Here is a 20,828-nt window from a genome sequence, read left to right as displayed (position 1 = left end):
CGGGTGGCAATCCGGAGCTCCTAGCCTCAGCGTCGGGCTGCTTTTCGAGGCCTTCGATTTCGGACGTCGCTCGATTCGACGTGCGTTCGGTCATCCGCAGAGGTGAAGCTGAATGGCAACTGAGGAAACCCTTCGCGATTACCTCAAGTTGGTGAGCGCGGACCTGGCCCAGACCCGCCGGCGCCTCACCGAGCTGGAATCCGCGGAACAGGAGCCGATCGCCGTCGTGGCGATGGGGTGCCGGTACCCCGGCGGGGTGTCCTCCCCCGAGGACCTCTGGGCCTTGGTGGACGAGGGCCGGGACGCCGTCTCCGGGTTTCCCACGGACCGGGGCTGGGAGGGCTGGTTCGCCCCGGCCGCGGCGGCCGAGGACGACGTCCGCACCGGCGGTTTCCTCCACGACGCCGGCGACTTCGACCCCGCGTTCTTCGGGATCAGCCCGCGCGAGGCGCTGGCGATGGACCCGCAGCAGCGGGTCCTGCTCGAAGTGGCCTGGGAGACCTTCGAGAACGCCCGGATCGACCCGGCGACGCTGCGCGGCACCCAGGCCGGCGTCTTCGTCGGCGGCAGCTACCTGGGGTACAGCTCGTACGTCGAGGACCTTCCCGACGGCGTCCTCGGCCACCTGCTCACCGGCACCGCCCCGGCCGTCCTCTCCGGCCGGCTGGCCTACACGTTCGGCCTGGAGGGCCCGGCCGTCACCATCGACACCGCCTGCTCCTCCTCGCTGGTCGCCCTGCACCTGGCCTGTCGCGCCCTGCGCAGCCGGGAGTGCTCGATCGCACTCACCGGCGGCGTGGCGGTCATGTCGACCCCGGACTCCTTCGGCCAGTTCGCCAAGCAGGGCGGTCTCGCCGCCGACGGCCGGTGCAAGTCCTTCGCCGAGGGCGCGGACGGCACCGGCTGGGGCGAGGGCGTCGGCATGCTGCTGGTCGAGCGCCTCTCGGACGCGCAGCGCCTGGGGCACCCCGTCCTCGCGGTGATCCGGGGCAGCGCGGTCAACCAGGACGGCGCGTCCAACGGCCTGACCGCGCCGAACGGTGGCGCCCAGCAGCGCGCCATCCTCCAGGCCCTGGTGTCGGCCGGTCTCTCCCCGGCCGACGTGGACGCGGTGGAGGCGCACGGCACGGGGACCCGGCTGGGCGACCCGATCGAGGCCCAGGCGCTGCTGGCGACGTACGGCCAGGACCGGGCCGGCGGCGAGCCGCTCCGCCTGGGGTCGCTGAAGTCGAACATCGGGCACACGCAGGCGGCGGCCGGTGTCGCCGGGATCATCAAGATGGTGCAGTCGATGCGGCACGGGGTCCTTCCCCGGACGCTGCACGTGGACGCGCCGTCGTCCCAGGTCGATTGGTCGGCCGGGTCGGTGGAGCTGCTGACGGAGGCACGGCCCTGGCCGGCGGGCGAGCGGCCCCGCCGTGCCGGTGTGTCGTCCTTCGGGATCAGCGGGACCAACGCGCACGTGATCGTGGAGGAGGCACCCGCGCCGGTGCCGGCGGGCGAGCCGGTGGTGGCGACCCCGCTGCCGGTGGTGCCGCTGGTGGTGACCGCACGTTCCGCCGATTCGCTGGAGGCCCAGGTCCGGCGGGTGCGGGCGCTGACCGCGGATCCGTCGGACATCGGGGTGGCCCTGACCGCGCGGCCGGTGCAGGAGCAGCGGGCCGTGCTGCTGGGCGACGCGGTGGTGCGGGGCACGGCGGTCGAGGGCCGGCTGGCGGTGGTGTTCACCGGGCAGGGGTCGCAGCGGGTTGGCATGGGCCGCGGGTTGTCGGAGGCGTTCCCGGTGTTCGCGACCGCCTATGACGAGGTGTGCGAGGCGCTGGGGCTGAGGCTGCACGGGCTGGACGCGGAGTCGCTGGACCGTACGGGTTCGGCGCAGCCGGCGATCTTCGCGGTGGAGGTGGCGCTGCTGGCGCTGGTCCGTTCGTGGGGTGTGACGCCGGATGTCGTGGCGGGTCACTCGGTGGGTGAGATCACGGCCGCGTACGCCGCCGGGGTTCTTTCCCTGGCGGATGCGGCGAAGTTGGTGGCGGCGCGGGGCCGGTTGATGCAGGCGCTGCCGTCGGGTGGGGCGATGCTGGCGGTCGGGGCGTCGGAGGGCGAGGTGTGCGGGGCGTTCCCGGACATCGACCTCGCGGCGGTCAACGGGCCGGACGCGGTGGTCGTGTCGGGTGCCGAGGACGAGATCGTGCGAATCGCGGATCTTGCCTCGGAGCGGGGCTGGAAGACGTCGCGGCTGCGGACGAGTCACGCGTTCCACTCCCGCCTGATGGAGCCGATGCTGGCGGAGTTCCGGGCCGTGGTGAGCGGTCTGGCCTTCCACGACCCGGTGCTTCCCGCCGTCTCGACGGTGACGGGCGAGGCCGTGACGCCCGGTCAGTGGTCGGACCCGGAGTACTGGGTCGACCAGGTCCGCCGCCCGGTCCGCTTCGCCGACGCCGTCACCGCCCTCGACGCGGACCGGGTCCTCGAACTCGGCCCCGACGGCGTCCTGACCGCGCTGATCGCCCGCGAGAGCGGCCCCGACACGGTCGCCGTCGCCGCCCTGCGCCGCGACCGCGACGAGGCCACCACGCTGCTCACCGCCGTCGCCGAGCTGTTCGTCCACGGGCAGCCCGTCACCTGGCGGGTGCTCTTCGACGGCACCGGCGCCCGCCCGACCGACCTGCCCACCTACCCCTTCTCCCACCAGCGGTACTGGCTCCGTCCGACCCCCCGCGAGGCCGTCGCAGCGACGGACGCGGACGCCGGCTTCTGGGCCGCGATCGACTCCGCCGACCTCAGCGTCGTCGCCAACGAGCTGCGCATCGACGCCGAGGCCCACCGGGAGACACTCGGCGCGCTCGTCCCGGCGCTCTCCTCCTGGCGCCGCCGCAAGCAGCAGCGGGACGTGGCCGACGGCTGGTGCTACCGGGAGACCTGGACGGCGCTGCCCGACCCGACCTCCCGGCCCCTCACCGGCACCTGGGTCCTGGTCGCGCCCGCCGCCACCGATGCCGCCGCCACCGATGCCGCCGACGGCGTCGACGAGGTCCTCACCCGGGCCGGCGCCGCCGTCGTGACCGTCCCCGCCGCCGACCGGGCCACGCTCGCGGCCCGGCTGCGCGAGCTCGACGGCGTCACCGGCGTCGTCTCGCTGCTCGCGCTGGGCGACGCCTCGGAGACGGCCGACGAGGACGGCGTCCCCGCGGCGCTGTCCGGCACGCTCGCCCTCGCCCAGGCCGTCGAGGACGCCGCCGTCACCGCCCCCCTGTGGATCCTCACCCGCGGCGCGGTCACCACCGGGCCCGACGACCGCGTCACCGGTGTCGCCCGGGTCGAGACCTGGGCGCTTGGCCGGGTGGTCGGCCTGGAGTACCCGGACCGCTGGGGCGGCCTGCTGGACCTCCCCGACACCCTCGACCCGCGCGCCGCCGACCGGCTCGTCACGGTCCTCGCCGGCGGTCTCGACGCCGAGGACCAGATCGCGATCCGCCCGGCCGGCCTGTTCGTCCGCCGCCTCGCGCACGCCGCGGCCGGGCCCGACGAGGGCTGGCAGCCGCGTGGCACCGTCCTCGTCACCGGCGGCACCGGCGCGCTCGGCGGTCAGGTGGCCCGCTGGGCCGCCGCCCAGGGCGCCGCCCACCTCGTCCTCGCCGGCCGGCGCGGGCCTGACGCGCCCGGTGCCCACGAGCTGGCCGACGAGATCCGTGCCACCGGCGCGCGCGTCACCCTCGTCGCCACCGACCTGGCCGACCGCGCCGCGGTCGCCGCCCTCCTCGACCTCGCCGGCGCCGACCCGCAGGCCCCGCTCACCGCGGTCGTCCACGCCGCGGGCATCGCGCACGGCGCGCCCCTGGCCGACCTCGACGCGGCCGCGCTCGCCCCGGTGCTCGCCGGGAAGACCGCCGGCGCCCTGCACCTCGACGAACTCCTCGGCGACACGGAGCTCGACGCGTTCGTCCTGTTCTCCTCGATCGCCGCCACCTGGGGCAGCGGCTGGGGCGGCGCCTACGCGGCCGCCAACGCCGGCCTCGACGCCCTGGCGCTGCGCCGCCGGGCCCGCGGCCTGGCCGCCACCTCGCTCGCCTGGGGCCCGTGGGCCGAGGCGGGCATGGCCGCCGAGGGCGACACCGGCGCCGCGCTGAGCCGGCGCGGACTGGCCCCGATGGCCCCCGACCTGGCGATCGACGTCCTGCGGAGGGCCGCCGCAGGAGTCGCGCCGCTGCTCACCGTCGCCGACGTCGACTGGGCGTCCTTCGTCGAGACGTTCGCCGCCGCCCGCCGCCGGCCCCTGCTGGAGGACCTGCCGGAGGTCGCCGGCCTGGCCGGCGACGTGCCGGTGGCCGAGACCGGCTGGCGCTCCCGGCTGGCCGACCTGCCCCCGGCGCAGCGCGAGGCCGCCCTGGTGGACCTGGTCCGGGGCCACGCCGCGCACGTCCTGGGCTACCCGTCCGCCGACGCGATCGCGGTCAAGCGCCCGTTCCGCGAGCTGGGCTTCGACTCGCTCACCGCGGTCGAGCTCCGCAACGCGCTGGCCGCCGAGACCGGGCTGCGCCTCTCCCCGACCCTCGCGTTCGACTACCCGACGCCGCTGGCGCTCGCCCGGTACCTCCGCGAGGAGGTCTCCGGCGTCGAGGCCGCCCCGGCGGTCGCCGCGCCGGTGGCCGTACCCGCCGACGACGACCCGATCGTGCTCACCGCGATGGCCTGCCGCTTCCCCGGCGGCGTCGGCACGCCCGACGAGCTGTGGGACCTGGTCGCGGCGGAGACCGACGCGATCGGCCCGTTCCCGGCCGACCGCGGGTGGGACCTCGACGGCCTCTACGACCCCGACGCCGACCGGGCCGACCGGTCGGGCACCTCCTACACCGTCAACGGCGGCTTCGTCCGCGACGCCGACCGCTTCGACCCGGGCCTGTTCGGCATCAGCCCGCGCGAGGCCCTCGCGATGGACCCCCAGCAGCGGCTGCTGCTGGAGACCGCGTGGGAGACGTTCGAACGGGCCGGCCTCGACCCGCTCGCGCTCCGCGGCCGACAGGTCGGCGTCTTCGTCGGCACCACCCACCAGGGGTACGTCTCCCTGCTGGAGGAGAGCGCCGAGGACCTGAGCGGGTACCTCGGCACCGGCAGCGCCGGCAGCGTCGCCTCCGGGCGGATCGCCTACACCTTCGGCCTCGAAGGGCCGGCCGTCTCCGTCGACACCGCCTGCTCGTCCTCGCTGGTCGCCCTGCACCTCGCCGCGCAGGCACTCCGCCAGGGCGAGTGCGGCATGGCACTGGTCGGCGGCGTGACGATCATGGCCACCCCCGGCACGTTCACCGAGTTCTCCCGCCAGCGCGGGCTGGCCACCGACGGCCGGTGCAAGTCCTTCGCCGCCGCCGCCGACGGCACCGGCTGGGCCGAGGGCGTCGGCATGCTGCTCGTCGAGCGGCTGTCCTCGGCGAGGGCCGCCGGGCGCGAGGTGCTGGCCGTCGTGCGCGGCAGTGCGGTCAACCAGGACGGCGCCTCGAACGGCCTCACCGCCCCCAACGGCCCGTCCCAGCAGCGCGTCATCCGCCAGGCCCTGGCGAACGCCGGCCTGACGCCGCAGGACGTCGACGCCGTCGAGGCGCACGGCACCGGGACGACACTCGGCGACCCGATCGAGGCCCAGGCGCTGCTGGCCACCTACGGCCAGGAGCGGGACGGCGAGCCGCTCTGGCTCGGCTCGGTGAAGTCCAACATCGGCCACACCCAGTCCGCCGCCGGTGCGGCCGGCATCATCAAGATGGTCCTCGCCATGCGGCACGGGCGGCTGCCCAGGACGCTGCACGTCGACGCGCCGACCCCGCAGGCCGACTGGAGCTCCGGCGCCGTCGCGCTGCTGACCGAGGCCCGGCCCTGGGCCGCCGGGCCGAAGCCCCGCCGGGCGGGCGTGTCCGCGTTCGGCGTCAGCGGCACCAACGCCCACGTCATCCTGGAGGAGCCGCCCGCCGTCGTCGAGCAGGACGAACGCCCGCGCGGCCGCAGCACGCTGCCGGTGCTGCCGGTCGTCGTCTCCGCGGCCACCGAGGCCGGCCTCGACGCGCAGACCGAACGCCTCCGCGACTGGCTCGACTCCCACCCGGACACCGACCTCCTCGACCTCGCCCGGACCACCGCGGGCCGGGCCGCACTCACCCACCGGGCCGCCTACCTGGCGCCCAACCGGGCCCAGCTGCTCCGCGCGCTCAAGCGGCGGGAGACCGCGGCCCGGGGTGAGGCGGGCGACGGCAGGCTCGCCCTGCTCTTCACCGGCCAGGGCGCGCAGCGCCTCGCCATGGGCGAACAGCTCTACGCGGCCTTCCCGGTCTTCGCGACCGCGTTCGACGAGGTCTGCGCGCACCTCGACCCGCTGCTCGACGAGCCGCTGCGGCTGGTCGTCTTCGCCGACCCGGACGCGCTCGACCGGACCGCGTACGCGCAGCCCGCCCTGTTCGCGGTCGAGACGGCGCTGCTGGCCCTGCTCCGGCACTGGGGCGTGACGCCCGACGTCGTCGCCGGTCACTCGATCGGCGAGATCACGGCCGCCCACGCCGCGGGGGTCCTCTCCCTGCCCGACGCGGCGGTGCTGGTCGCGGCCCGGGGCCGGCTCATGCAGGCGCTGCCCCCGGGTGGCGCGATGCTCGCGGTCGGCGCGTCCGAGGCCGAGGTGCGCGCGGCGTTCCCGGACGTCGACGTCGCCGCGGTGAACGGGCCGGACGCGGTCGTGCTCTCCGGCGCCGCCGAGGACATCGCCCGGATCACCGGTCCGGCCGCAGAACGCGGCTGGAAGACCGGCCGCCTGCGGACGAGCCACGCCTTCCACTCCCGGCTCATGGAGCCGATGCTGGACGCGTTCCGCGCGGTCGTCCGCGGGCTCGATCTCGCCGCGCCGCAGCTCGCCGCGGTCTCCACCGTCGAACCCGGGGAACCGCTGCGCTGGACCGACCCCGAGTACTGGGTCGACCAGGTCCGCCGCCCGGTCCGCTTCGCCGACGCCGTCACCGCGCTGACCGCGCAGGGCGTCACCCGCTTCCTGGAGGTCGGCCCGGACGGCGTGCTGACCGCCCTGGTCGGCGCCAACGCGCCGGACGCGCTCGCCGTCCCGACCCTGCGCCGCGACCGGGACGAGGTCACCACCCTGCTGACCGGCGTCGCGACGGTGTTCACCCGGGGCGCCGAGGTCGACTGGACGGGCGTCCTCGACGGCGCCGGCGCCCCGCTGTCCGACCTGCCGACCTACGCCTTCCAGCGGCAGCGCTACTGGCCGCAGGCCGCCACCGGCGCGGGCACCGACCCGGCGAGCCTCGGACTGCGCCCGGCCGATCACCCGCTCCTCGGGGCGGCGGTGCCGCTGGCCGGCGGCGAGGGCACCGTCCTCACCGGCCGCCTCTCGCTGCGCGCACAGCCCTGGCTGGCCGACCACACGATCCTGGGCACCGTCCTGGTGCCGGGCACGGCGCTGCTCGAACTCGCCCTCGCCTCAGGCGCCGTGGTCGGCGCCCCCGCCGTCGACGAGTTGGTGCTCCGGCAGCCGCTCCGGCTCGGCGCCGCGGACAGCGTCGCCGTGCAGGTCAGCGTCGGCGCCGAGGACGGGACCGGCCGTCGCCCGGTCACCGTCCACTCCCACCCGGGCGAGCCCGCCGCCGGGACCGAGGACGCCTGGACCGTCCACGCCACCGGCTTCGTCGGCGCGGCCCGGACGGCCGGCGAGGCGTTCGGCTGGCCGCCGGCCGGGGCGACCCGCCTGCCCACCGAGGACCTCTACGACCGGCTGGCCGTCGCCGGCTACACGTACGGGCCGGCCTTCCGGGGCCTGCGCGAGGTCTGGCGACAGGGCGACGACCTCTTCGTCGAGGCGGAACTGACCGGCGAACCCGACGGGTTCGGCGTGCACCCCGCGCTGCTCGACGCCGTCCTGCACGGCCTGAGCACCGGCGAGGACACCGAGGCCGCCGCCGACGGCGAAACCCGCCTGCCGTTCGCGTTCACGGGCGTCACCGTGCACGCCGACGGTGCCGGACTGCTGCGCGCCCGGCTCCGGCCGTCCGGCGAGAGCGTCCGGGTCGACGCGGTCGACGCCGCCGGCGCTCCCGTGGCCACCGTCGAGGGCCTCGTCTTCCGCCCGGTCGGCGCGGACGGGACCACGGCCGGTCGCACCGAGGCGGCCCGCTCGCTGTTCACCGTCGAGTGGACCGCGCAGGACCCGGCCGCCCCGGCCACGCTCCCGACCGGCTCCCCGGCCGACCGTCCGGTCGTGATCGCGCTCGGCGAGCCGCTGCCGGCCCCCGCGCCGGTGCTCGCCGTGGACGCGACGGCGCCCGGCGCCGCCCGCGACCGGGCCGCCGACCTGCTGACGCTGCTGCAGGACTGGCTGGCCGACCCCGCCTGGTCGGACTCCCGGCTGGTGGTGCGCACCTTCGGCGCCGTCGGCGAGGAGATCACCGACCCCGACGGCGCCGCCCTGTGGGGCCTGGTGCGGTCGGCCCAGGCCGAACACCCGGACCGCATCCACCTGCTGGACGCGGCCGAGACCGCGTTCCACCCGCTGCCGCAGGCACTGGTCCGCGACGGCGCGGTCAAGGTGCCGCGCCTGGCCCGGCTGCACGCCGAGGGCCGCGCGGAGTTCGGCGACGGCGTCGTGGTGGTCACCGGCGCCACCGGCACACTCGGCGGCCTCGTCGCCCGCCACCTGGTGCGGGCCCACGGCGTCGGCCGGCTGCTCCTGCTCACCCGCTCCGGCGGGGGCATCGAGATCGAGGGCGCGGAGGTGCGCTCGCTCGCCTGCGACCTGTCCGACCCCGACGCGGTCGCCGCGGCGCTCCGGGACGAGCCGGTCACCGCCGTCGTCCACGCCGCCGGCGCCATCGACGACGGCCTGCTCACCGACCTCACCCCGGAGCGGCTCGACGCCGTCTTCCGGGCGAAGGTCGACGCCGCCCGCAACCTCGCCGCCGCGACGAAGGACAGGACGCTCGGCGCCTTCGTCCTCTACTCCTCCGCGGCCGGCCTGTTCGGCAACGCCGGCCAGGCCAACTACGCCGCCGCCAACGCCTTCCTGGACGCCTACGCGACCGAACTGCGCGCACAGGGAGTCCCCGCGACCTCCCTCGCCTGGGGCCTGTGGGACGCCGGCCTCGGGGCCGCGCTCTCCGAGGCGGACCTGCGCAGGCTGGCCCGGGGCGGCTTCGGCGCGCTGGACGCCGAAGCCGGCCTCGCGCTCTTCGACGCCGCCCTCGCCGCCGACCGCCCGGTCGCCGTCCCGCTCCGGCTCGACCTGGCCGTGCTCCGCGGCGCCGAGGGCCTGCCCCCGCTGCTGCACGGCCTGGTCCCGAACGCCGGGCGCCGGCGCGCCGCCACGGCCGGGACCGCGACCGGCGGCGGCACCCTGGCCCGCCACCTCGCCGGACTGGCGGACGCCGAACGGGTCCAGGCCGCCCTGGCCACCGTCCGCACCCAGGCCGCCGCCGTCCTCGGCTACCCCGGCCCCGACGCCGTCCCCGTCGCCCGGGCCTTCCGCGAGCTGGGCTTCGACTCGCTCACCGCCGTCGAGCTGCGCAACGCGCTCACCGCCGAGACCGGGCTGCGGCTCCCCGCGACCCTGATCTTCGACTACCCGAACGCCACCGCCCTCGCCGAGTTCCTCACCACCGAACTGTCCGGCGCGGCCCCGGCCCCGGTCACGGCCCCCGCCCCGACCGCCACCACCCCGGCCGACGACGACCCCGTCGTGATCGTCGGGATGGCCTGCCGCTACCCGGGCGGGATCACCACTCCGGACGAGCTGTGGAAGCTGGTGGACGAGGGCCGGGACGGCATCGGCCTGTTCCCGACCGACCGCGGCTGGGACGTCGAGGGGCTCTACCACCCCGACCCGGACCACCCCGGCACCTCCTACGCCCGCGAAGGCGGATTCCTCTACGAGGCCGCGCACTTCGACCCGGGCCTGTTCGGGATCAGCCCCCGCGAGGGCATGGCGATGGACCCGCAGCAGCGCCTGCTGCTCGAATCCTCCTGGGAGACCCTGGAGCACGCCGGCGTCGACCCGCTGCGCCTGCGCGGCTCCCGCACCGGTGTCTTCGTCGGGCTGATGTACCACGACTACCTCGGCCGGCTGACCGCCGTACCCGAGGAGGTCGAGGGCTTCCTCGGCACCGGCAACTCCGGCAGCGTCGCCTCCGGCCGGATCTCCTACACGCTCGGCCTGGAGGGCCCGGCGGTCACGGTCGACACCGCGTGCTCCTCCTCGCTGGTCGCCCTGCACCTCGCCGCGCAGGCGCTGCGCTCCGGCGAGTGCGACCTCGCGCTGGCCGGCGGCGTGACCGTGATGGCCACCCCGGACACCTTCGTCGGGTTCTCGCGGCAGCGGGGTCTGGCGGCCGACGGCCGGTGCAAGTCCTTCGCGGCGGGTGCGGACGGCACCGGCTGGGGCGAGGGCGTCGGCATGGTGCTCGTCGAGCGGCTCTCCGACGCCCGGCGCCTCGGCCACCGCGTGCTCGCGGTCGTCCGGGGCACCGCCGTGAACCAGGACGGTGCCTCGAACGGCCTCACCGCCCCCAACGGCCCGTCGCAGCAGCGCGTCATCCGCCAGGCGCTGGCGAACGCCGGTCTGACGCCGCGGGACGTCGACGCCGTCGAGGCCCACGGCACCGGCACGACACTCGGCGACCCCATCGAGGCCCAGGCGCTGCTGGCGACGTACGGGCGGGACCGGGACGGCGGCGAGCCGCTCTGGCTCGGGTCGATCAAGTCGAACCTCGGGCACACCCAGGCGGCGGCCGGGGCGGCCGGCATCATCAAGATGGTCCAGGCGATGCGGCACGGCGTGCTGCCCCGCACGCTGCACGTCGACGCGCCCACCCCCCAGGTCGACTGGGCGTCCGGGGACGTGGAACTGCTCACCGAGGCCCGCCCCTGGCCGCGCGCCGCGCACCCCCGCCGGGCCGGGGTCTCCTCCTTCGGCATCAGCGGCACCAACGCCCACGTGATCCTGGAGGAACCCCCCGCCCAGGAGGTCGCGCCGCGCCCGACCGTGACCCGCACGGTGCCGCTGGTGGTGTCGGCCAACGACCCGGCGGCGCTGGCCGAACTGGTCGAGCGGACACCGGCCCTGCTCCGCGACCGCCCGGACCTCCGGCCCGGGGACCTCGGGCACGCGCTGACCGGCCGCGCCGTGCTGCCGCACCGCGCGGTGCTGCTGAGCCCCGGCACCGGGGAACCGGTGGCGATCGGCCGCGCCGCCGAGGGCCGGCTGGCGGTGGTGTTCACCGGCCAGGGGTCCCAGCGGGTCGGCATGGGCCGGGAGTTGTCCGAGGCGTTCCCGGTGTTCGCGACGGCCTTCGACGAGGTGTGTGCGGCGCTGGACCTTCCGCTGCGGGAGGTCCTGGGCGACCGGGAACGGTTGGACCGGACCGCGTGGGCGCAGCCGGCGATCTTCGCGGTGGAGGTGGCGTTGCTCGCACTCGTGCGCTCGTGGGGTGTGACGCCGGATGTCGTGGCCGGTCACTCGGTGGGTGAGATCACGGCCGCGTACGCCGCCGGGGTCCTCTCCCTGGCGGACGCGGCGAAGTTGGTGGCGGCGCGGGGCCGGTTGATGCAGGCGCTGCCCCCGGGCGGCGCGATGCTGGCCGTCGGGGCGTCGGAGGCGGAGGTGCGGGAGGCGTTCCCGGACATCGACCTCGCGGCGGTCAACGGCCCGGCCGCGGTGGTCGTGTCCGGTGCCGAGGACGAGATCGCGCGGATCGCCGAACTCGCTGCCGAGCGGGGCTGGAAGACGTCCCGCCTGCGGACCAGTCACGCGTTCCACTCCCGCCTGATGGAGCCGATGCTCGACGAGTTCCGCGCGGTCGTGGAGACGCTCGGCCTCGCCGACCCGGTGGTCCCCGCGGTCTCCACGGTGACCGGCGCCCCGGTGGCGCCCGGTCAGTGGTCGGACCCGGAGTACTGGGTGCGACAGGTCCGTGAGCCGGTCCGCTTCGCCGACGCCGTCACCGCCCTCGACGCGGGCCGGATCCTGGAGGTCGGCCCGGACGCCGTCCTCACCGCACTCGTGCAGGACACCGACCCCGAGCGGACCGCCGTCGCGACCCTGCGCCGCGACCGCGGCGAGGTCGAGACGCTGCTCACCGCGGCGGCCCGGCTCTTCGCCGCCGGCCAGGACGTCGACTGGGCCGCCACGTTCGGCCCCGCCCCGGCGCCGGTGCTCGACCTACCCACCTACCCGTTCCAGCACCAGCGGCTCTGGATCGACGTCGTCGACCCGGTCGGGGACCTGGCCGGCATCGGCCTGCACGAGGCCGAACACCCGCTGCTCGGCGCGGCCGTGACGCTCCCGGAGGGCGACGCGCTGCTGTTCACCGGGCGGCTCGCGGCCGGGTCGCCGGGCTGGCTGGCCGACCACACCGTCTTCGGCGTCACGGTCCTCCCCGGCGCCGCCCTGATCGACATCGCCCTCGCCGCCGGTGCCCGGTCCGGAACCCCCGTCCTCGACGAACTGCTGCTCCAGGTGCCGCTCTCGCTGCCGGCCACCGGTGGCGTCGCGCTGCGGGTCACGGTCGGGGCCCCCGGCGACGACGGACGCCGCGCCTTGGCCGTCTACGCGCAGCCCGACGGCGCCGAGGGCTGGACCACGCACGCCACCGGCCACCTCGCCACCGACGACCTCACCACCGACGACCGCGGCACCGGCACCGGGGCGCCGTCGTCGCTCCCCGCGCAGCCGCCGGGCGCCGAACCCGTCCCGCTCGACGGCCTGTACGAACGGCTGGCCGACGCGGGCCTGTCGTACGGCCCCACGTTCCGGGGCCTGGTCGGCGCGGTGCGCGACGGCGACCGGGTGGTCGCCGAGGTGCGGCCGGACGCCGTGGATCCCGACGGGTTCGGCGTGCACCCGGCCCTGCTCGACGCGGCCCTGCACGCGATCGGCGCGACCGGACTGTTCGACGGGACCGTCCGCCTGCCGTTCGCGATCAGCGGCGCACGACTGCACGCCGTCGGCGCCGTCGCGCTCCGCGTCCACCTCACCCTGGTGGGCGACAGCGCGGTCCGGCTGGTCGCCCTCGACAGCACCGGTGCGCCGGTGCTCACCATCGATGAACTGGCCTTCCGCCCCGTCACCGCGGAGCAGGTCGGCACCGTCCGGACGGGCCTCCGGTCGCTGTTCGGGCTGGACTGGGTGGTGCGGGAGGTGTCCGCGTCGGACGCGGCCACGGCCGTGATGGCGCTGGGCGATCCGCTGCCGGCCCCGGCCCCCGTGCTGATCGTGGACGCGACGGCGGCGGGTGCGGCCCGGGAGCGGGCGGCCCGGTTGCTGGTGCTGCTCCAGTCGTGGCTGGCCGACGCGGCGTGGTCCGAATCGCGCCTGGTGGTGCGGACGTTCGGTGCGGCGGGCGCGGAGATCACCGACGCCGACGGTGCCGCGTTGTGGGGTCTGGTGCGGTCGGCGCAGGCCGAGCACCCGGACCGGCTCCACCTGGTGGACGCGGCCGAGGACGTGTTCCACCCGCTGCCGCAGGCCGTCGTTCGCGACGGGGTGGTCACCGTGCCGCGCCTGGTCCGCGTCGACGGTGCGCAGGCAGTGGAGTTCGGGGACGGCACGGTCGTGGTGACCGGTGCGACCGGCACCCTGGGGCGGCTGGTCGCCCGGCACCTGGTCGAGACGCACGGTGTCCGTGACCTGGTGCTGCTCTCCCGTTCCGGTGGGGACGCCGGACTCGCGCAGGAGCTCGCTCCGGCGAAGGTCCGGGCGGTGGCCTGCGACGTGGCGGACGCGGAAGCCGTCGCCGAGGCCCTGTGGGACGTGCCGGTGACCGCGGTGATCCACGCCGCCGGTGTGCTGGACGACGGGACACTGGAGTCCCTCACCCCGGAGCGGCTCGACGCCGTCCTCCGGGCGAAGGTCGACGCAGCCCGCAACCTCGCCGCCGCGACGAAGGACAGGACGCTCGACGCCTTCGTCCTCTACTCCTCGGCATCCGGCCTGTTCGGCAACGCCGGCCAGGCCAACTACGCCGCCGCCAACACGTTCCTGGACGCCTACGCGACCGAACTGCGGGCCCAGGGCGTCCCGGCGACGTCGATCGCCTGGGGCCTGTGGGACGCCGGAATGGGCGAGACCCTCACCGACGCCGACCGGGACCGCCTGTCCCGCACCGGCTTCGGCGCCCTCACCTCCGCCGACGGCCTCGCCGCCTTCGACGCCGCCCTCGCCGCCGGGCGGCCCCTGGCGGTGCCGATCGCACTCGACCTGGGCGCGGTCCGGGCCGCGGCGGGCGACGCCCCCGTCCACGAGCTGCTGAGTGGGCTCGTCACCGTGCCCCGCCGGGCCACCGACACCGCGCCCGCCCCGACGCTCGCGGCCAGGCTTGCCCCGCTGAACGACGCGGAGCGCGACCGGACCCTGCTCGACCTGGTCCGGGCCCGCACCGCCGGCATCCTCGGGTACGCGTCGCCCAAGGACGTCGAGCCCACCCGCGGGTTCCTCGAACTCGGCTTCGACTCGCTGACCGTGGTGGAGCTCCGCAACCGGCTCCACACCGAGACCGGACTGCGCCTGAGCGCGACCCTGCTCTTCGACCACCCGTCGCCGACCGCACTCGCCCGGCACCTCGGCGAGCTGCTCCGCCCCGACCAGGCACCCGGGGCCGGTCCCGCCGACGCCCTCTACGCCGAGATCGCCGGCCTGGAGGCCCGCCTCAAGGCCGCGGCCCTCGACGACGGGCACCGCGAAGCGGTCGGGCAGCGGCTGCGCACCCTCGCCGCCGCCTGGACCGCGTCCGTGGACGGTGCCGGTACCGACGACATCGAGTCGGCGACCGCCGACGAGATCTTCGACCTCCTCGACGAGCTCGGCACCCAGTGAGCCGGCCCAACCCCGAAGGCGGCTCCGCCGTGACATCCGTAAGCGACTCCGCCGGGACCGAAGAGAAGTACCTCGACTACCTCAAGCGCGCGGCGGCGAACCTGCGTGCCGCCCGCCAGCGGGTGGAGGAGCTGGAGTACCGGAACAGCGAGCCCCTGGCGATCATCGCCATGAGCTGTCGCTACCCCGGCGGGGTCGACGGCCCCGAGGACCTGTGGCGGCTGGTCGCCACCGGCTCCGACGCGATCGGCGCTCCGCCGACCGACCGGGGCTGGGACGTCGAGGGCCTCTACGACCACGAGAGCGGCGAACTCGACCGGGAGGCCCGGCTCCGGGGCGGCTTCCTGCACGAGGCGGCCGGCTTCGACCCCGAGCTGTTCGGGATCTCGCCGCGCGAGGCGCTGGCGATGGACCCGCAGCAGCGGCTGCTGCTGGAAGCGACCTGGGAGGCGTTCGAGCGGGCCGGCCTCGACCCCACGGCGGCGTCGTTCCCCCGCACCGGGGTGTTCGCCGGGATCATGTACCACGACTACGGCTCGCGGCCCCTGGAACTGCCGGACGGCGTCGCCGGCTACCTGGGGAACGGTAACGCGGGCAGCGTCGCCTCGGGGCGGATCTCCTACACCTTCGGCCTGGAGGGCCCGGCGGTCACGGTCGACACCGCGTGCTCCTCGTCGCTGGTCGCCCTGCACCTCGCCGCGCAGGCGCTGCGCAACGGCGAGTGCGACCTGGCACTGGCCGGCGGCGTGACGGTGATGGCCACGCCGACCACGTTCGTCGAGTTCAGCCGCCAGGGCGGGTTGGCCGCCGACGGCCGGTGCAAGTCCTTCGCGGAGGGCGCGGACGGCACCGGGTGGGGCGAGGGCGTCGGCATGCTGCTGGTCGAGCGCCTCTCGGACGCGCAGCGCCTGGGACACCCGGTCCTGGCGGTGGTGCGGGGCACGGCGGTGAACCAGGACGGCGCCTCCAGCGGTCTGACGGCGCCGAACGGCCCGTCGCAGCAGCGGGTGATCCGCGCCGCCCTCGCCCAGGCCGGGCTGGCGGCGTCCGAGGTGGACGCGGTGGAGGCGCACGGCACGGGGACCCGGCTGGGCGACCCGATCGAGGCCCAGGCGCTGCTGGCGACGTACGGCCAGGACCGGGCCGGCGGCGAGCCGCTCTGGCTGGGTTCGGTGAAGTCCAACCTCGGGCACACGCAGGCGGCGGCCGGTGTCGCCGGGATCATCAAGATGGTGCAGTCGATGCGGCACGGGCTGCTGCCCGGCACGCTGCACGTGGACGCGCCGTCGTCGCAGGTCGATTGGTCGGCCGGGTCGGTGGAGCTGCTGACGGAGGCGCGGCCCTGGCCGGCCACCGGTCGGCCGCGGCGGGCGGGCGTGTCGTCCTTCGGGATCAGCGGGACCAACGCGCACGTGATCGTGGAGGAGGCGCCCGCGCCGGTGCCGGCGGCCGAGCCGGAAGGGTCGGGCGAGCCGGTGGTGGCAGCCCCGCTGCCGGTGGTGCCGCTGGTGGTGACCGCACGGTCGGCGGGCTCCCTGGAGACGCAGATGCAGCGGGTGCGGGCGTTGGCCGCGGATCCGCTGGACATCGGGGTGGCCCTGACCTCGCGGGCGGTGCTGGAGCAGCGGGCCGTGCTGCTGGGCGACGCGGTGGTGCGGGGCACGGCGGTCGAGGGCCGGCTGGCGGTGGTGTTCACCGGCCAGGGGTCGCAGCGGGTCGGCATGGGCCGCGAATTGTCCGAGGCGTTCCCGGTGTTCGCGACGGCCTTCGACGAGGTGTGTGCGGCGCTGGACCTTCCGCTGCGGGAGGTCCTGGAGGACCGGGAGCGGCTGGACCTGACCGGCTGGGCGCAGCCGGCGATCTTCGCGGTCGAGGTGGCGCTGCTGGCCCTCGTGCGCTCCTGGGGTGTGACGCCGGATGTCGTGGCGGGTCACTCGGTCGGTGAGATCGCCGCGGCTCATGCGGCGGGTGTGTTGTCGCTCCCGGATGCGGCGAGGCTGGTGGCGGCGCGGGGCCGGTTGATGCAGGCGCTGCCCGCGGGTGGCGCGATGCTGGCGGTCGGGGCGTCGGAGGCCCAGGTTCGGGAGGCATTCCCGGACATCGACCTCGCGGCGGTCAACGGGCCGGCCGCGGTGGTCGTCTCCGGTGCCGAGGACGAGATCGTGCGGATCGCCGGACTCGCTGCCGAGCGGGGTTGGAAGACGTCGCGGCTGCGGACGAGTCACGCGTTCCACTCCCGGCTGATGGAGCCGATGCTGGCGGAGTTCCGGGCCGTGGTGAGCGGTCTGACCTTCCACGACCCGGTGCTTCCCGCCGTCTCGACGGTGACGGGCGAGGCCGTGACGCCCGGTCAGTGGTCGGACCCGGAGTACTGGGTCGACCAGGTCCGCCGCCCGGTCCGCTTCGCCGACGCCGTCACCGCCCTCGAAGCGGACCGGGTCCTCGAACTCGGCCCCGACGGCGTCCTGACCGCGTTGATCGCCCGCGAGAGCGGCCCCGACACGGTCGCCGTCGCCGCCCTGCGCCGCGACCGCGACGAGGCCACCACGCTGCTCACCGCCGTCGCCGAGCTGTTCGTCCACGGGCAGCCCGTCACCTGGCGGGTCCTCTTCGACGGCACCGGCGCCCGCCCGACCGACCTGCCCACCTACCCGTTCCAGCGCCGGCGGTACTGGCTGGAGACCGCCGCCGGGACCGGCGACGTCACCTCGGTCGGTCTCTACGCGTCCGACCACCCGCTGCTCGGCGCCGCGATGCTGCTCGCCGACGGCGACGGCGCCCTGCTCACCGGCCGGCTGGCCGCGGGGACTCCCGGCTGGCTCGCCGACCACCAGGTGTTCGGCTCCGTGCTCGTCCCGGGGACCGCCCTGCTGGACCTCGTCCTCGCCGCCGGACGACGGGTGGGCGCGAACGGTGTCGACGAGCTGATCCTGCGTGAGCCCCTGGTGATCCCGCCGCAGGGCGGCGTCCGGTTGCAGGTCCGGGTCGGGCCCGCCGCCGACGCGGACCGCCGCACGGTCACCGTCTACAGCCAGCCCGAGGACGGCGACGCCGAGACCTGGACCACCCACGCCGAGGGCACGCTCGCCCCGGCCGCCGGGGTCGACGCCGACCTCAGCCTGGTCGCCTGGCCCCCGAGCGGTGCCGACGAGATCGCGATCGACGGGCTGTACGAGGCGTTCGCCGATGCGGGTCTGTCCTACGGCCCGGCGTTCCGGGGTCTGCGCCGGGCCTGGCGGGCCGGCGGGACGGTGTTCGCGGAGGTTGCGGTCGACCAGCCGACCGACGGGTACGGCATGCACCCGGCACTGTTCGACGCGGCGTTGCACGCGATCGGCGCGGGGGAACTGCTGCCGGACGGGGAGGTGCGGCTGCCGTTCGCCTTCACCGGTGTGCGGATCACCGGAACGGCTTCCCGGGAGCTGCGCGTCCGCCTCTCCCGGGGGGACGGCACCGACGAGGTGCGCCTCCTGCTCGCGGACGGGACCGGGATCCCGGTCGCCGAGGTGGACGCGCTCCGGCTCCGACCCGTGACGGCCGGTCAGCTGGCGCGTGGTGCGGCGGACCGTGTGTTGTTCGGGCTGGACTGGGTGGTCCAGGAGGTGTCCGCGTCGGACGCGGCCACGGCCGTGATGGCGCTGGGCGATCCGCTGCCGGCCCCGGCCCCCGTGCTGATCGTGGATGCGACGGCGGCGGGTGCGGCCCGGGAGCGGGCGGCCCGGTTGCTGGTGCTGCTCCAGTCGTGGCTGGCCGACGCGGCGTGGTCCGAATCGCGCCTGGTGGTGCGGACGTTCGGTGCGGAAGGTACGGAGATCACCGACGCCGATGGCGCCGCGTTGTGGGGTCTGGTGCGGTCGGCGCAGGCTGAGCATCCGGGCCGGCTCCATCTGGTGGACGCGGCTGAGGACGTGTTCTATCCGCTGCCGCAGGCCGTCGTTCGTGAGGGCGTGGTCACTGTGCCGCGTCTGGTGCGCCTGTCAGGTTCCGTGTCCGCGCCGGTGGAGTTCGGGGACGGCACGGTCGTCGTGACGGGTGCGACCGGCACGCTCGGTGGCCTGGTGGCCCGGCACCTGGTCGAGAACCACGGTGTCCGTGACCTGCTGTTGCTGTCCCGTTCCGGTGGGGATGCCGGGCTCGTCGAGGAGCTCGCTTCGGCGAAGGTGCGGGCGGTGGCCTGTGACGTGGCGGACGCGGAAGCGGTCGCCGCAGCGCTGCGGGGCGAGCCGGTGACGGCGGTGGTTCACGCGGCCGGTGTGTTGGACGACGGGATGGTGGAGTCCCTGACCCCGGAGCGCCTGGACGTGGTGTTCCGGGCGAAGGTCGACGCGGCGCGCAACCTTGCCGCCGCGACGGAGGGCCGGGCACTCAGTGCGTTCGTCCTGTACTCCTCGGTGGCGGGTCTGTTCGGTAACGCGGGCCAGGCCAACTACGCCGCTGCGAACACGTTCCTGGACGCGTACGCGTCGGAGCTGCGGTCGCGGGGTGTGCCGGCGACGTCGCTGGCGTGGGGTCTGTGGGACGCGGGGATGGGTGAGACGCTCACCGACGCGGACCGGGAGCGGATGCGGCGTGGTGGTGTCCTGCCACTGACCGCCGAGCAGGGGCTCGCGGCCTTCGACGCGGCGCTTTCCGGTGGACGGCCGCTGGTCGCTGCGCTCGCGGTCGACACCGCGGTACTCCGCGAGGCCGTCGGTGCCCCGGCGCTGCTGCGCGGGCTGGTCCACACCCCGGGCGGCCCGGCCGCCGGTACCTCCCTGGGCCTGCGGCTGGCCGGCCTGCCCGTCGAGCAGCGCGTCACGGCGGTGCTCGGGCTGATCCGGGCCCAGGTGTCGGACGTCCTCGGCTACGACCGGGCCGAGGACGTCGATCCGAAGCGGGCCTTCAACGAACTGGGCTTCGACTCGCTCACGGCCGTCGAGCTGCGCAACCGCCTCGCCGCCGCGACCGGGCTGCGGCTGCCGTCCACGCTGGTCTTCGACTACCCGAACGCCACCCTGCTGGCCGGTCACGTCGGCGCGGAGCTGGCCGGCGCCGCCCCCACCGTGGCCGCGCCGGTGCAGGCCGTCCGCGTGGACGAGCCGATCGCGATCGTCGGGATGGCCTGCCGGTTCCCCGGGGGCGTCGCCTCGCCGGAGGACCTGTGGGAGCTGGTCGCGTCCGGGCGGGACGGGATCGTGCCGTTCCCCGAGGACCGTGGCTGGGACATCGAGAACCTGTACCACCCCGACCCGGACCACCCCGGCACCTCCTACGCCCGCGACGGCGGATTCCTCACCGGCGCGGCCGACTTCGACCCCGGGCTGTTCGGGATCTCGCCGCGTGAGGCGCTGGCGATGGACCCGCAGCACCGGCTGCTGCTGGAGACGTCGTGGGAGGCGTTCGAGCAGGCCGGGATCGACCCCCGGAGCCTGCGCGGATCCCGCACCGGCGTGTTCGCGGGCATCATGTACGGCGACTACGCGACCGTCCTGGAGCAGGCCGAGGCGCAGGTCGAGGGCTTCATGGGGACCGGCGGGAGCATCGCGTCGGGCCGGGTGTCGTACACCTTCGGTCTGGAGGGTCCGGCGGTCACGGTCGACACGGCGTGCTCGTCCTCGTTGGTCGCTCTGCACCTGGCGGTGCAGGCGCTGCGCAGCGGGGAGTGCGAGCTGGCGTTGGCCGGTGGCGTGACGGTGATGGCGACGCCGGGGACGTTCGTCGGGTTCTCGCGGCAGCGGGGCCTCGCGGCCGACGGTCGGTGCAAGTCCTTCGCCGAGGGCGCGGACGGTACCGGGTGGGGCGAGGGTGTCGGCATGCTGCTGGTGGAGCGGTTGTCGGACGCGCAGCGTCTGGGGCACCCGGTCCTGGCGGTGGTGCGGGGCAGTGCGGTGAACCAGGACGGTGCGTCGAACGGTCTGACGGCGCCGAACGGTCCGTCGCAGCAGCGGGTGATCCGGCAGGCGTTGGAGTCGGCGGGTCTGTCGGCGCGGGACGTGGACGCGGTGGA

2 protein-coding genes and 1 pseudogene are annotated in these 20,828 nt (G+C 75.8%); all 3 read left to right on the top strand.

Annotation, left to right across the window (positions count from 1 at the left end; translation table 11 throughout):
* The first annotated feature begins 112 nt into the window (after positions 1-112).
* Complete coding sequence (locus tag ACFWOG_RS23170; protein ID WP_380360700.1) at positions 113-14,842, top strand: type I polyketide synthase; 14,730 nt, start codon at positions 113-115, stop codon at positions 14,840-14,842.
* A pseudogene (locus ACFWOG_RS23165) lies at positions 14,839-17,817 on the top strand (type I polyketide synthase); the annotation flags it as partial. The gene ACFWOG_RS23170 and the pseudogene ACFWOG_RS23165, both read left to right, overlap by 4 nt.
* Positions 17,815-20,828: SDR family NAD(P)-dependent oxidoreductase (locus ACFWOG_RS23160; RefSeq protein WP_380360704.1), on the top strand; the 3,014-nt coding region annotated here is incomplete at its 3' end. The pseudogene ACFWOG_RS23165 and the gene ACFWOG_RS23160, both read left to right, overlap by 3 nt.

Source organism: Kitasatospora sp. NPDC058406, from assembly GCF_042722765.1.
Taxonomy (GTDB): domain Bacteria; phylum Actinomycetota; class Actinomycetes; order Streptomycetales; family Streptomycetaceae; genus Kitasatospora.
This window is presented reverse-complemented; position numbering and strand designations above follow the sequence as displayed.

What these genes read in the sequence shown, in the direction of transcription:
- ACFWOG_RS23170 (WP_380360700.1), top strand. Translation starts at nt 113, where the DNA reads ATGGCAACTGAGGAAACCCTTCGCGATTACCTCAAGTTGGTGAGCGCG.